The 14029-nt window shown below is 58.4% G+C and carries 12 protein-coding genes; 4 read left to right on the forward strand and 8 right to left on the reverse strand.

Going from position 1 to position 14029, the window contains the following annotated elements:
• Positions 1 to 27 precede the first annotated feature (27 nt).
• From pilP to ACSSNI_RS07055, 4 genes are read right to left on the reverse strand one after another with little or no spacing between them, the layout of a single operon-like run.
• On the reverse strand, positions 28 to 555 hold the full coding sequence (gene pilP, locus ACSSNI_RS07040) for a type 4a pilus biogenesis lipoprotein PilP (protein ID WP_200636328.1): 528 nt from the start codon (positions 553 to 555) through the stop codon (positions 28 to 30).
• Positions 552 to 1175 (reverse strand): type 4a pilus biogenesis protein PilO, encoded by a 624-nt coding sequence (gene pilO / locus ACSSNI_RS07045; protein WP_102837316.1) that lies wholly within the window; start codon positions 1173 to 1175, stop codon positions 552 to 554. Before pilO ends, pilP begins: the two co-directional genes overlap by 4 nt.
• The gene (gene pilN / locus ACSSNI_RS07050; RefSeq protein ID WP_200636326.1) at positions 1172 to 1744 is read right to left on the reverse strand and encodes a type 4a pilus biogenesis protein PilN; all 573 of its coding nucleotides are present in this window, start codon (positions 1742 to 1744) and stop codon (positions 1172 to 1174) included. Before pilN ends, pilO begins: the two co-directional genes overlap by 4 nt.
• The gene (locus tag ACSSNI_RS07055) at positions 1744 to 2808 is read right to left on the reverse strand and encodes a pilus assembly protein PilM (RefSeq protein WP_200636324.1); all 1065 of its coding nucleotides are present in this window, start codon (positions 2806 to 2808) and stop codon (positions 1744 to 1746) included. The genes pilN and ACSSNI_RS07055 overlap by 1 nt, the downstream gene beginning before the upstream one ends.
• A 184-nt stretch (positions 2809 to 2992) precedes the next feature.
• Between ACSSNI_RS07055 and ACSSNI_RS07060 the strand changes: the two genes are divergently transcribed.
• On the forward strand, positions 2993 to 5446 hold the full coding sequence (locus tag ACSSNI_RS07060) for a penicillin-binding protein 1A (protein WP_200636323.1): 2454 nt from the start codon (positions 2993 to 2995) through the stop codon (positions 5444 to 5446).
• 124 nt (positions 5447 to 5570) lie between these two features.
• Here the strand turns inward: ACSSNI_RS07060 and ACSSNI_RS07065 are convergent, their stop codons facing one another.
• The 3 genes from ACSSNI_RS07065 to rpmE all read right to left on the reverse strand — a co-directional run bounded on the left by ACSSNI_RS07065 (position 5571) and on the right by rpmE (position 7996).
• A complete protein-coding gene (locus ACSSNI_RS07065) occupies positions 5571 to 6839 on the reverse strand; it encodes a malic enzyme-like NAD(P)-binding protein (protein ID WP_148923864.1) in 1269 nt (422 codons plus the stop codon).
• 126 nt (positions 6840 to 6965) lie between these two features.
• Positions 6966 to 7757 (reverse strand): thermonuclease family protein, encoded by a 792-nt coding sequence (locus ACSSNI_RS07070; RefSeq protein WP_200636322.1) that lies wholly within the window; start codon positions 7755 to 7757, stop codon positions 6966 to 6968.
• Between the two features lie 26 nt (positions 7758 to 7783).
• On the reverse strand, positions 7784 to 7996 hold the full coding sequence (gene rpmE / locus ACSSNI_RS07075; RefSeq protein WP_102837310.1) for a 50S ribosomal protein L31: 213 nt from the start codon (positions 7994 to 7996) through the stop codon (positions 7784 to 7786).
• Positions 7997 to 8211: 215 nt separating this feature from the next.
• On the opposite strand from rpmE, the gene ACSSNI_RS07080 reads away from it, so the two are divergent.
• The 3 genes from ACSSNI_RS07080 to ACSSNI_RS07090 all read left to right on the forward strand — a co-directional run bounded on the left by ACSSNI_RS07080 (position 8212) and on the right by ACSSNI_RS07090 (position 12954).
• Positions 8212 to 10434 carry a primosomal protein N' gene (locus ACSSNI_RS07080; protein ID WP_200636321.1) on the forward strand — a complete coding sequence of 741 codons (2223 nt, stop codon included), beginning with the start codon at positions 8212 to 8214 and terminating at the stop codon, positions 10432 to 10434.
• Between the two features lie 117 nt (positions 10435 to 10551).
• Positions 10552 to 12294 (forward strand): arginine--tRNA ligase, encoded by a 1743-nt coding sequence (gene argS, locus ACSSNI_RS07085; protein WP_200636320.1) that lies wholly within the window; start codon positions 10552 to 10554, stop codon positions 12292 to 12294.
• Positions 12295 to 12954 (forward strand): SPOR domain-containing protein, encoded by a 660-nt coding sequence (locus ACSSNI_RS07090; protein ID WP_200636319.1) that lies wholly within the window; start codon positions 12295 to 12297, stop codon positions 12952 to 12954.
• Positions 12955 to 13024: 70 nt separating this feature from the next.
• Here the strand turns inward: ACSSNI_RS07090 and ACSSNI_RS07095 are convergent, their stop codons facing one another.
• Positions 13025 to 14002 (reverse strand): CDP-6-deoxy-delta-3,4-glucoseen reductase, encoded by a 978-nt coding sequence (locus ACSSNI_RS07095; RefSeq protein ID WP_200636318.1) that lies wholly within the window; start codon positions 14000 to 14002, stop codon positions 13025 to 13027.
• Between the last annotated feature and the right edge of the window lie 27 nt (positions 14003 to 14029).

A 14029-nucleotide genomic window follows, 5' to 3' on the forward strand; every position in this document is an offset into this window, starting at 1 on the left:
GTATAGGTTTTCCATTTTTGCCATGACTCAAGAACGCTCTTTCAAGGTCAGGCTACGCGGGCGCTCAAGCCACCCACCCTCTCCGTCCGGAACGATTTCAAGCACATCCACCTCGGCTTCGCTGATCTCAACGATACGGCCATGGTTGCGCCCCAGATAGTCACCGACCTTGACTCGGTGAACCCCATCACCACCTTTGATCAAGGCGTAGTTGCCTTCGCCCTTGGCCAGCGTCCCGACCATGACGAAGTTTTCAATATTGAATTCTTCAAGAAATTGCTTAACGCGGGTTTCGTCGGGCCGAATGTCTTTTGTTCCTTTCTGCCGCTGAGTCAGATCAATCTTCATTGGCGGCTGGAAGGGGTGACGCAACGACGCTGCACTGTAGGTAAAGGCCTCGTATGGGAGAAACGCCGGCAGCGGCTCGATCGAACCTTTCGGTTTGGCTCGCACTTCATCCATGTAACTGCGCAGATCGTCGAAATCTCCGCTCACACCGCACCCGGTCAGCACCAGCGTGCCAAGGGTTATCGCTACAAGTCGGACTCCTCTCATTTCTGCAGCCCCTTGTCGTTATAGCGATAGGTCTTGGCCAGGATGCTCATGTGCAGCTTGGATGACGAATCCTTACTGTTCGGCTTAATTTCGAAGTCATGCAGGGTAACGATGCGCGGCAAGCTAGCTACGCCACTGACAAAAGTCGCAAGATCGTGATAACTGCCTACTACCTTGATCTGTATCGGCAGCTCAATATAAAACTGCTGAGTAACTTCCGGCTGCAGCTTGATCTCTTCGAATTCGAGCCCGCTGCCCAAGCCAGTGCGGGTGATGTCCTCAAGCAAACCCGGCACCTCGGTATCACTCGGCAACTGCCGCAGCAATGCACCGAAGGATGCCTCCATCTCAACCATTTGCGCCTTGTACGCTTCAAGGTTCGCCGCCTGAAATGCCTTAGTGGAGAACTGCTGCTTGAGCCTGTCCTCCTCGGCTATTTGCTGATCCAGATTTGCTTGCAAATCGCTGAGGTAGAAGTAGTAACCACCCCCGAGCATCAGGGCCATCAGCAATATCGCCGCGATCACCTTTACCGCTGCCGGCCAAGACCCAAGGTTGTTCATGTCCAGATCGGACAAATCTACGCTACGGAGACTCTCCATCGAGCTAGCCAGACTCATGGCTTATCTCCTTCAACAGCAGCGGCCGGTTGTGTCTGTTGCACCGTTAGCTGAAACACATTTTCCTGATCAACCGCCCCAGCGGTGACAGCCTTCACTTCGTTCAGGTTCGGCGCGTCCAGCCAATCGGAGCCATCCAAATTACGCATCAGATTAGAGACTCGGTTGTTTGATTCAGCCGCGCCAACGATCGCGATGTTTTTCCCGGTCATCTTCAGCCCGGTGAAATAGACGCCATCGGGAAGCGTGCGAACCAGCTGGTCGAATACTCGGCCGATGATCGGGCGGTTACCCTGAAGATCCTGAATGATCTTCATACGCTCGAGCAGTTGCTGCCGACGCTCTCTCAATTCCTTGATCTCGGCGATCCGCGTATCCAGAACGGCAATTTCCTTGCGAACGAAATCATTCCGCGCATTCTGTTGCTCGATCGCATGGGTGAAGTACTGATCAGCAAGAAACAATAACCCCACTGCAACTACAGCCACCCCGCCCAGCGACGCCAGGAATCGCTGTTTACGCTCTTCACGCTGCTGCTCGCGCCAAGGTAAAAGGTTAATCCGGGCCATCAGTCGAAACTCCTCAAGGCCAATCCACAGGCGATCATCATGGATGGCGCATCACTGGCGAGGGCACCTGCGTTGACCTTGCTGCTCAAGGCCATATCGGCGAACGGGTTGGCAACTAAAGTCTGGGTTCCGATTTTCTGTTGAATCAGACGATCCAATCCCGGAACGGATGCCGTACCACCAGCCAACAGAATGTAGTCAACATCGTGGAACTGCCCAGCAGCGAAGAAAAATTGAAGAGAACGCGAAACCTGTTGAACGACTGCCTCCTTGAACGGCTGCAACACTTCACTGTCATAGTCGTCTGGAAGACCACCCTGCTTCTTAGCCAGACCAGCCTCTTCCATTGACAGGCCGTAGCGTCGTTGAATCTCCTCCGTGAGCTGACGACCACCGAACAGCTGCTCACGCGTATAGATAGTCCGGCCATTGTGCAGAACGCTCAGGGTAGTCATGGTCGCACCGATGTCGACCAGCGCGACGGTCAGCTCATCGTGTCCGGCGCCTAATTGGGGCGCCAGCAAACCATAAGAGCGCTCCAACGCGTACGCTTCTACGTCCACGACCTTAGCCGTCAGCCCGGCCAAAGCGAGCGCAGCCTCACGTATTTCCACGTTTTCCTTGCGGCACGCTGCTAGCAGCACTTCAACCCGGCCGGGCGAACGCGATGCAGGGCCCTGCACTTCGAAGTCGATGGCGACCTCTTCTAAAGGGTAGGGAATGTACTGGTCTGCTTCGATTTTCAGCTGATTTTCAAGGTCGTCATCACTGAGCCCGGCTTCCATCTCGATGCTTTTGGTGATGACTGCTGAACCGGAGACCGCCACCGCAGCAGACTTGACCCCGGTTTTCGCCTTTACCAATAGCCGGGAAAGCGCCTGCCCCACGCCCTCCAGTTCAGCAATATTCTTTTCAACCACAGCGTTAGGCGGAAGTGGCTCGACCGCATAGGACTCGACCCGGTACCGGGAACCTGAGCGGCTTAATTCCAGCAGCTTGACGGATGTCGAACTGATGTCGATTCCAAGCAGCGTGTTCGCTTTCTTAGTGAAGAGCCCTATCACGGCCGATTTCCTATCTCTATCCGCTACTTACGGATTAATTATGTTTGTCAGCATTAGATAACAGCCTTGACAGAAGCGCAAATGGCTCCTCTACAGAAAAACCGCTTATAATGTGACCGGTTTTTCCTTTCAGCACCGTCTGCGGCATACACCTCATTCCCCATCCTGGATTCAATGAACCCCGATGCGTTTTCTGAAGTTTTTCCTATGGTCGTGCTTGGCTATTTTCTGCGGACTGTTGCTTAGTCTAAGCGGCGCGTTTCTCTACCTCAGCCCCAATCTGCCGTCAGTCGACTCGCTACGCAGCATACAGCTCCAGATTCCGCTGCGTGTCTATAGCCAGGATGACAAGCTGATCGCCGAATACGGCGAAATGCGACGCTCTCCTATCAACTTCGATCAGATCCCCAAGGATTTCATCGCCGCGCTGCTCTCAGCAGAAGACGATAATTTCGCGAATCATTATGGCGTTGATGTTTCCAGCTTGATGCGCGCTGCCACGCAATTATTGAAAACCGGGCACATTCAGACCGGTGGCAGCACCATCACCATGCAGGTAGCGAAGAATTACTTCCTTACCAGCGAGCGCAGCTTTTCACGCAAGATCAACGAAATCCTGCTCGCTCTGCAGATCGAGCGAGAGCTCAGCAAGGATGAGATCCTTGAGCTCTACGTCAACAAGATCTACCTGGGTAATCGCTCCTACGGAATAGAAGCGGCAGCGCAGGTTTACTATGGCAAGTCAATCGGAGAGCTAAGCCTAGGGCAACTGGCCATGATTGCCGGCCTGCCCAAGGCTCCTTCGGCATTCAATCCGCTTGCGAACAAGGAGCGGGCCAAGGAACGACGTGACTGGATTCTTGGCCGGATGTACCGGCTAGGAAAACTAGACGAGGCCCGCTATCAGCAAGCATTGGCAGAGCCCGTCGATGCTTCCTATCACGGCTACTCGCCCGAGCTTGACGCACCTTATATCGCCGAAATGGCCCGTGCCGAAATGGTCGGTCGCTTCGGTAGCACAGCCTACACTGATGGGTTCCGCGTCTATACCACCCCAAGCAGCGAGCGTCAGATCGCAGCCAACCAAGCCCTCATTCAGGGGCTGATCGAGTATGACCAGCGCCATGGCTATCGTGGCCCGGAAGCTCATCTAACGGGTATGAATCAAGCGGACTGGCTGAAACAGCTCGGTGACTATCGCAGCCAGTCTGGGTTGCAGCCGGCGGTCGTTAGTCGCGTGTCGAACGACTCCGTCCAAGCCATCCTTCGGGACGGCAGCGAGCACAGCGTCAGCTGGGAAAGCATGAAGTGGGCTCGACCGTTCATTAATACCAACAGCCTTGGCCCCCGACCAAAGAAACCTTCGGAGGTGGTCAAACCGGGAGATGTCATCCGGATTCGCTTTGTCGATGGCGAAGCGCTTTTCAGTCAGATACCGCAGGCACAGGGTGCACTCGTATCTCTCGATCCACTAGACGGGTCCATTGAAGCGTTGACCGGCGGCTTTTCCTTTGGTCAAAGCAATTACAACCGCGCCATCCAGGCCAAGCGCCAGCCTGGCTCAAGCTTCAAACCCTTCGTCTATAGCGCAGCGCTGGATGCAGGTTTTACCCCCGCGACGCTTGTCAACGACGCACCTATCGTATTCGTCGAAGAAGGGCTGGATCGCGTTTGGCGTCCCAAGAATGACAACAACACTTTCCTCGGCCCGATCCGCCTTCGAGAAGCACTGTACAAATCACGTAACCTGGTTTCGATTCGCCTGTTGCAAACCCTGGGTATTCCGCAAACCATCGATTACATCAAACGCTTTGGCTTTAAGCCCGAAGACCTTCCAGCGAACCTGTCGCTAGCACTTGGCACGGCAACCTTGACACCGATGGAAATCGCTACCGGCTGGACGGCATTTGCCAACGGCGGCTACAAGATAGAGCCCTACCTGATTGAGCGAATCGAGGACCGAGACGGGAAGGTGATATTCAGCGCGGACCCAGTGCGCGTGCCTGAGCGTGACATCGCTCAACAATCTTCGGCAGACGATAATGAGCAGACCGCCGTCGCCTACGCGCAGACAGACTCGTTCATTGACGACAACAGTTCTGAGCCAGCTCGCCAACCGCCTAGGCATGCTGAACAAATCATCGATGATCGCACCGCTTACATCATGACCAGCATGCTGCAAGACGTCATTAAGCGAGGCACAGGCAGACGAGCCCTGGCGATGGGCCGTGGCGATATTGCGGGCAAGACCGGAACCACCAACGAGTCGAAAGACAGCTGGTTCTCTGGTTATAACGCCGATATTGTCACCACCGTCTGGACCGGGTTCGATCAGCCACAGAGCCTAGGCCGCCACGAGTACGGAGGTACGGTGGCACTGCCCATCTGGATGAAATATATGAGCACGGTACTGGAGGGCGAGCCAGAGCACGCCCCCGCCGAACCCGAAGGTATTCTGACCCTGCGCATTGATCCAGAGAGCGGTCGCGCAGCGGCCCCTGGAACGCAAGATGCCTATTTCGAAATCTTCCGAAGTGAAGATTCGCCTCCGAACATGGACGACGAATTGATTCCTGGAGCGACAATCCCTGGCAGCCCTCTACCGGCCAGCGAAACAGCACCAATGGATCTTTTCTAAAGGCCGCGGCTACGTTAGAGCGCAGCGGAGTTCCGTAAATTTTTCTACGGTAATCAATAACAAAAAACCGGCCAATGGCCGGTTTTTTACTGTCCGCCTTAACGCGGCGCTACAGGCAACCTAATCACCCACCAAATACGTCGTCGACTGACTTTAGCGGGTAGTGCGATGGATACGGCAGGGTCGCCACACCGCTTTCGATGGCAGCCTTGGCCACCGCGTCGGAAACCAGTGTGATCAGGCGCCGATCCATGGGCTTCGGAATAATGTACTCACGGCCGAACTCCAGACTGTCAACGCCATAGGCAGCCGCCACTTCAGCTGGCACCGGTAGCTTGGCGAGGTCACGCAACGCCAGCGCAGCCGCTATCTTCATCTCCTCGTTGATACGCTTGGCCCGGACGTCCAGCGCTCCGCGGAAGATGAACGGAAAGCCCAGTACATTATTGACCTGGTTCGGGTAATCGGAACGGCCAGTCGCCATGATCACATCGGAGCGGGTCGCGTGCGCCAGCTCGGGGCTGATCTCCGGATCAGGGTTGGAGCAGGCAAATACCACCGGGTTCGCCGCCATGCGCTTGAGACCTTCAGCACTCAGCAGATTGGCACCCGATAGACCTACGAAAACATCAGCACCGTCTAGAGCATCATCCAGGGTGCGCTTGTCTGTCTCATGTGCGAACACCGCCTTGTACTGGTTGAGATCATCACGACCAGCATGGATGACTCCCTTGCGATCGATCATGAAAATGTTCTCGATCTTAGCGCCCATGCTCACCAGCAACTTCATGCAGGAAGTTGCAGCGGCACCAGCACCAAGGCAGACGATCTTCGCCTGCTCCAACGTCTTGCCGGCAATTTCAAGTGCATTGAGCATGCCCGCTGCTGTGACGATAGCCGTACCGTGCTGGTCATCATGGAACACTGGAATGTCGCACTGCTCGATCAAGGTCCGCTCGATTTCGAAGCACTCAGGCGCCTTGATATCTTCCAGATTGATCCCGCCAAAGGTAATGGAGATGCGCTTAACCGTATCGATAAAGGCCTGTGGACTTTCCGCATCGACTTCGATATCGAATACGTCGACTCCGGCAAATCGCTTGAACAGTACGCCCTTGCCTTCCATGACCGGTTTGGACGCCAATGGCCCCAGGTTTCCGAGACCAAGAATGGCGGTGCCGTCGGAGATCACTGCGACCAGATTGCCTTTGCCGGTGTAACGATAAGCCAACTCAGGGTCTCGGGCGATCTCCCGAACCGGCTCTGCCACGCCTGGACTGTAGGCCAGCGAAAGGTCGCGAGCAGTGGACGTGGGCTTGGTCAGCTCTACGCTCAACTTTCCCGGACGGGGCTGGGAATGGTAGTCGAGAGCGGCAGTTTTCAGGTCAGTCATGGGGCATTTCCGCTTATTTTTACTGGGACAGACAGGTGGTCGAGGATACGCCAAGATCAAGCGCCGTCACAAGGGAACGGGAAATCTGACTGTCAAGGCCTGGCGATACGACTTTTGGCGACCGTTTCAGGACAAAGGCACGAGCATCGACGGGTGGCTCAGCTTCAACAACCAACGCGCCCGCCGCGACCGATCACCACGACGTTTTCGATCAATGACCCACCCCCTGACCTCGACATCCTTCCCAGCCAAGCCGCTGAGCGCATCATCGAAGGCGGCTACGGCGTGAGGAGGGATCTGCACCACAAGCGAACCACCCAGTTCCAACCAGACGCCTCCCCGGTTGGTCTCCATGCGTTCAACACGGGCCCGGACAATCGCAAAGCCACCGCTGCGCACGCGGTCCGCTGCGATCACCGGAGGCTGCCGCCAGATGCCTTTTCCAGCCGACCGCGCCTGTCGTTCTGCCTTTCGATGGCACTCGGCCAAAGAAACATTCGGTGCGATAGCGACAAAGAAACCCAATCCCTCGGCAAGCATTAGTGCTTCCAGGTTTTCGCCATGCCTGTCGAAGACATGGGCAAGAACGCGGCCGTAATGGTCTTTGGACTGCTGGCCAGGGCGCATAGCCACGTAACCGTCATTGGCGCTCACCAACGATTGCAGCCGGCTCCTGGCAGCCTCTGCAAACGGCTCGGCGTGGCGCCCGTTGCGGCCCATTTCGGTTGCGTTCAACCCAATGAGCCGCACGCTGCGCCCGTCGGCCAGCCGCAGCGTATCTCCATCTATGACCGTCGCCACCTTCATGCGAGAGAGCGGCTCGCTCACCGAGCAAAGCGCCGCTGCTTGCAAACTGAAGAAGACAGAAACGAAAAAGGCGCCCACTAGGGGCGCCTTTTTCAGCTCGAAGAATCTCATTGGATTCCCGTAGCGACGACAGCTTATTACTTGGCGCCGAACACACCAAAACGCTGCTTGAAGCGGTCGATACGGCCGCCGGTATCCAGCACTTTCTGCTTGCCAGTGTAGAACGGGTGGCACTCGGAGCAAACGTCGATGCTCAGGTCTTTGGCCAGCGTAGAGCGAGTCTTGATGACGTTGCCACAGCTGCAAGTGGCGTCGATTTCTACGTAATTAGGATGGATATCGGCTTTCATGGGTAAATCCTCTAGGACTTGTGCCGCCACCCGACCCTATGTCGAGTACCGCACGGAAGGGCGCGAATAATAACAGAGCAACAAAGTGATGCAAGGGCAGCCGATCGGACAGACACCTCCAACCTCTCGCATGCAACCAAACAGCCCGAAGCATAGGCAAACCTGCTACCCCGCCGGATCGTTTAACATCGGCATTCGCCGCCAAGGACTATCGCGTGCCTCGACCCATACTCCGCCTCGCACTGCCATCGCCATTGCGCAGACTCTTTGATTACCTCCCCCCGGCTGGCGTTTCCGACGCTGGGCTGCAGCCTGGGATGCGCTTGCGAGTGCCATTTGGGCGACGCGAAATCATCGGGATACTCGTCGAGGTCGTCAGCCACAGCGAAGTCCCTGAGGCAAAGCTCAAACCGGCATTGGAACTGCTTGATGCGCGATCACCTCTGCCATCGCCGCTGTTCAAGCTGTGCCTATGGACCGCACAGTATTACCAACACAGCCTCGGCGACACCTTCAGCTGGGCGCTACCGGTTCTGCTACGCCAGGGCGAGCCTGCCGAGGCGAGGCAGGAGCGCTTCTGGCATGCGGCCAATGACGCGCGGCCCGAAGATCCCAGACTGAGCCGGGCGCCGCGCCAACGTGACGCACTCAAGACCATCGCGCAGCATCCGCACGGCGTTGCACACACCCTGCTTTCTCAGCTTCAGCTGAGCAAGGACAGCCTTGACCTGTTGCTGCAAAAAGGCCTGCTACGCGTCGAAACCCGGCGCCGTCACCAGGCCCAGCGACATCAGGGCAGCTGGCTGCTGCAGCCGGAACTACCGCTGAACCAGCAGCAACGCGCCGCTTTCGAAGCCATTCGCGCCGGCCTCGATGGCTTTCAGACGTACCTGCTCGCCGGCGTCACCGGGAGTGGCAAGACCGAGGTCTACCTGCAGCTCATCCACCAGGTGCTGGAGGCGGGCAAGCAGGCGCTGGTGTTGATCCCGGAAATCAACCTCGGACCACAGACCCTGGCTCGCTTCGAGCAGCGTTTCAATGCCCGCATCGCCTTGCTCCACTCCAACGTCAACGACCGCGAACGCCTGGATGCCTGGCTCGCGGCGCGGGACGGCGAGGCAGACATCATCATAGGCACCCGCTCGGCCCTGTTCACCCCGATGAAAAACCCCGGGCTCATCATCCTCGATGAGGAGCACGATGCTTCCTATAAACAGCAGGAGGGGCTGCGCTATCACGCACGTGACCTGGCCGTGGTCAGAGCGCGCCAGGAAAACGTTCCGATCCTGCTAGGGTCGGCAACGCCGTCGCTGGAAAGCTTGCACAACGCCCACAGCGGACGCTACGGACTGTTAAAGCTGACCGAGCGCGCCGGCGGCGCACAGCCGCCCCGCTTCCTTCGCCTGGACATTAAGAGCCGCCCCCTCGATTCCGGCATTTCCGGCCCGCTGCAACAGGCTATGGCGCAGACACTGGCTGCCGGGCAGCAGGTATTGGTGTTCCTCAACAGGCGCGGCTTCGCCCCCTCCCTGCTGTGCCACGACTGCGGGTGGATCGGCCAGTGTCCGCGCTGTGACGCCAGAATGACCCTGCATCAACGCCACAATGAACTGCGCTGTCACCACTGCGGGCATGCCGAACGCCCCCCGCACAGCTGCCCGGACTGCGCCAAGCTCGACCTGAGACCTGTAGGCGCGGGCACCGAACGCGCGGAAGAGCGGCTCACAACGCTCTTTCCTGACTACCCGGTGCTGCGCATCGATCGTGACAGCACGTCCCGCAAGGGCTCGATGGAGCATTTGCTGACCACCATCAACCGCGGCGAGCCATGCCTGCTGGTGGGCACTCAGATGCTTGCAAAGGGTCATCACTTCCCCCGAGTGACCCTGGTCGCCATTCTTGATGCCGATGGTGGGTTGTTCTCGGCAGACTTCCGTGCGAGTGAACGCATGGCGCAATTGATCGTCCAGGTAGCCGGCCGCGCAGGGCGAGCTGAAGAGCCCGGCAAGGTGATCATCCAGACGCATCTGGCTGATCACCCGTTGCTGGTCCAGCTGGCGGAACAGGGCTATTTCGCCTTTGCTGAGCAGGCGTTGAGCGAGCGACGCGCGGCCGGCTTGCCGCCTTTCAGCCATCTGGCACTATTGCGCGCCGAGGCGACGAAACCCGGCCAGGCCGAAGACTTCCTCGACGAGGCCTGCAGCCAGGCCGAACAGCTGATGGCGCAAATCGACCTGACAGGTGTCGAGTTACTGGGACCAGTACCCGCTCCGATGGAGCGACGCGCTGGACGTTTCCGCGCACAGCTGCTGCTACAAGCCAACGCTCGCGGGCCTTTGCATAACCTCATGAACGCCTGGTTGCCGCAGGTGGAAACGTTGCCGGGTAGCCGCAGCGTTCGCTGGTCACTGGATGTCGACCCGATCGACCTGTTCTGATGTAGACCGGCCACAGAGGCTCCAGCGCAACTAAGCGCCTTAAGCCTTGAAGGTTCGCCCTCGTGGCACCGATAATGCCCAGTTTTCGACCAAAGCCTACGGCCGACCGAGCACATCATGAAAGACAGCATCCGCCATCTGATCCAGCAAGCCCTGGCCCGTCTCACCGCTGAAGGCGTGCTGCCGGAGGGGTCGAACCCAACCATCCAGGTGGAGAACACCCGTGACAAGTCCCACGGGGACTTCGCCAGTAATGTCGCGATGATGCTGGCCAAGCCCGCCGGGATGAAGCCCCGCGACCTGGCCCAGAAGCTGATTGATGCACTGCCGGCAGACCCGAGCGTCAGCAAAGTGGAAATCGCCGGCCCTGGCTTTCTCAACTTCTTCCAGAACAGCGCCGCGCTGGCTCAACGCCTTGATGCCGCCCTTGCCGATCCACTGCTCGGAGTAAGCAAAACGGGCTCCAGACAACGCGTAGTGGTTGACCTGTCCTCACCGAACCTGGCGAAGGAAATGCACGTCGGCCACCTGCGCTCGACCATCATTGGCGACGCCGTGGCGCGCGTACTTGAATTCCTCGGTGATGAAGTAATCCGGCAGAACCACGTAGGCGATTGGGGCACGCAGTTCGGCATGCTGCTGGCTTATGTGATGGAGCAGCCCAAGGGTTTCGACTCACCCGAGCTGGCGGACCTGGAAGGCTTCTACCGAGCGGCAAAGCAACGGTTCGACGAGTCGCCCGAGTTTGCCGAACGTGCGCGCAAGCTCGTCGTGGAGCTTCAGGCCGGTGACGCCGAGTGCCTGCGACTGTGGAAGCAATTCAACGAGCTTTCACTCAGCCATGCGCAACAAGTCTATGACCGCCTCAACGTCCGCCTCACCCCGGAAGACGTCAAAGGCGAAAGCGCCTACAACGCCGAACTGGCCGATATAGTCTCGTCGCTCAAGGCCAAAGGTCTGTTGAGCGAAAGCAACGGCGCCCAGTGCGTTTTTCTCGATGAATTCAAGAACGCCGAAGGCAACCCGCTCCCGGTGATTGTGCAGAAAGCCGGTGGTGGCTACCTGTACGCGACTACTGACCTGGCTTCCATGCGCTACCGCAGTCAGCAGCTCAAGGCCGATCGCGCGCTGTATTTTGTCGATCAGCGCCAGGCGCTGCATTTCCAGATGACCTTCGAGGTGGCCAGACGCGCTGACTTCATCCGCAGCGACATGCAACTCGAGCATATGGGCTTCGGCACCATGAACGGTGCAGATGGCCGACCCTTCAAAACCCGTGATGGCGGCACCGTGAAGCTGGTCGACCTGCTTGATGAAGCCGAGCAGCGTGCCTACAGCCTAGTTAAAGGCAAAAACCCGGATCTTGACGAAGGGGAGCTGCGGCAGATCGCCCGCGCTGTCGGCATCGGGGCAGTGAAATATGCGGACCTGTCCAAGCACCGCACCAGCGATTACAGCTTCAACTTCGAGCAGATGCTCAGCTTCGAAGGCAACACTGCCCCCTACCTGCTATACGCCTACACCCGGGTCGCCAGCGTGTTTCGCAAGCTGGGTACCGGCATGGATGGAGTCGGCGGCGAGATCAACCTGGAAGCCGAACAAGAGCAAGCGCTAGGCGCAAAGCTGGCTCAGTTCGCCGAGGTGCTCAACGGTGTCGGCGAGAAGGGTGTTCCCCACCTGCTGTGCAGCTATCTATACGATCTGGCAGGGCTGTTCTCCAGCTTCTACGAACATTGCCCGATACTCACCGCTGAGAGCGAGACGGTCAAACAGAGTCGCCTGCGCCTGGCCGCCCTGACCGGCAAAACGCTGAAACAGGGTCTTGCCCTGCTTGGCCTGGAAACGCTGGAGCGGATGTAAGTGGCAGCCAGGAAGAAACCCGCCCCGAAACGTGGCGCGAGCCGCTACCAGGCACCTGCCAAAAAGCCGGTACCCGGCTGGATCTGGCTCGTATGTGGCCTGGTGATCGGCGGCTTCATCGTGTTCCTGATGAACCTCGAACCTGGCGGCGATGAAATCAAGCGCACCAAGGACACAGCCAAATCCAAGGAGCAGCCGAAGCGTTCATCTCCCGCCACAGGCCAGCCTGCGAAACCGAAGTACGACTTCTATACGCTGCTGCCTGAGTCGGAAGTGATCTTGCCGCCCGAGGCGCCAAAGCCTGAGCTGCCCAAGCCGGTCACACAAGAGGAAGCGGCCAAGATTGACGCCGCGCGCGCCGAAGCCGCTCTGAACGGCCAGGTCCCTCCGCCCCCGCCTACCGTGGCCAAGGCACCGGTGACTCAGTTCTTCTTGCAGGCCGGTTCGTTCCGCAAGAAGCCTGAAGCGGAAAAGGTCAGGGCGCAGATCATTCTGCTCGGCCAGGATGTGCGGGTTGAGAACGTGACCGTGCGTGACGAGGACTGGTATCGCGTGCTGGTCGGGCCATTTGCCGACCGGGCAAGACTCGATCAGGCCCAGAAGACGCTATCAGCAAGCGGCTACAAGAACCTGCTGCTGCAACAGCGTCAGACGCGCTGAACCAAGGCCTTCGAGCACAGCGCTGGAGACAGCGCTGCTTCTCTATCGACCTGCGGGACCCGCCCAGCGCTCAGCTTTTGCGGTCCCGAGGCGCATAGGCGAATACGTCTGCACGCATCTGTTTGGCATCCATTCCCGCCTCCACCAACGCATCCAGCGTGCCATAGACCATGGCGGGAGAGCCGCTGGCATAAACGTGAACTGGCTCGAGATCGGTGAAGTCCTCGCAGACCGCTTCATGCAGCATGCCGCGCCGTCCCGACCAGTCACCGAGGTCGCTGACGATCTGGTGCAGTGACAGATTGGGCATCTGCTTCCATTCCTGCCAATGCGGCAACTGATAGAAATCTTCCGGACGCCGCACGCCCCAGTACAGGTGTACCGGATAGGCGAAGCCCTCGGCGCGGCAATGCTCGATCAGACTGTGCATCTGGGCCATTCCTGTGCCTGCTGCAATTAACACCAGCGGCCCCTCCGGCAATTCGGCGAGGTGGGTATCACCAAACGGCATCTGCACGCGGGCCGTCCCGGTGCGTCTGATCAGCTCCAGCAGGTCGATGGCTGATGATTCGCGCGCCAGCACATGGAGCTCAAGCTCACGTCCGCGGCCCGGTGCGGACGCTAGCGAAAAGGCGCTGTACTCCCCGTCTTCCCGCTCCAGCAGTACGTATTGCCCAGCGTGATAGCGTGGCAATTTTCCAGCCGGTGCGCGCAGCAGCAGGCGAAACACGTCGCCGCCCACATCTTCGCAGCTGACGAGCTGGCAACTGAGTGTGCGCACCGGAAGCTCCCCCGGTGCGAGCACGCCATCCCACAGCAGGACGCAATCTTCTTCGGGCTCCGCCAGGCAGGCGAACACTTCGCCATGATCATGGCTTTCACCACGCTGACGCACCCGGCCGTCTACCAGCAGGGCAGCGCAGATCAGGCAATTACCATTACGACATGCCTGCGGACAGTCGTAGCCCAGCCGCCGCGCAGCGTCGAGGATCAACTCACCTCGCTCGACGTCCAGCACTGCTCCGGAGGGTTGCAGAGTTACTTTCATCAATAAAAAACCTGAGTAAATGCGCGA

The organism is Stutzerimonas tianxiuensis (genome assembly GCF_053470365.1).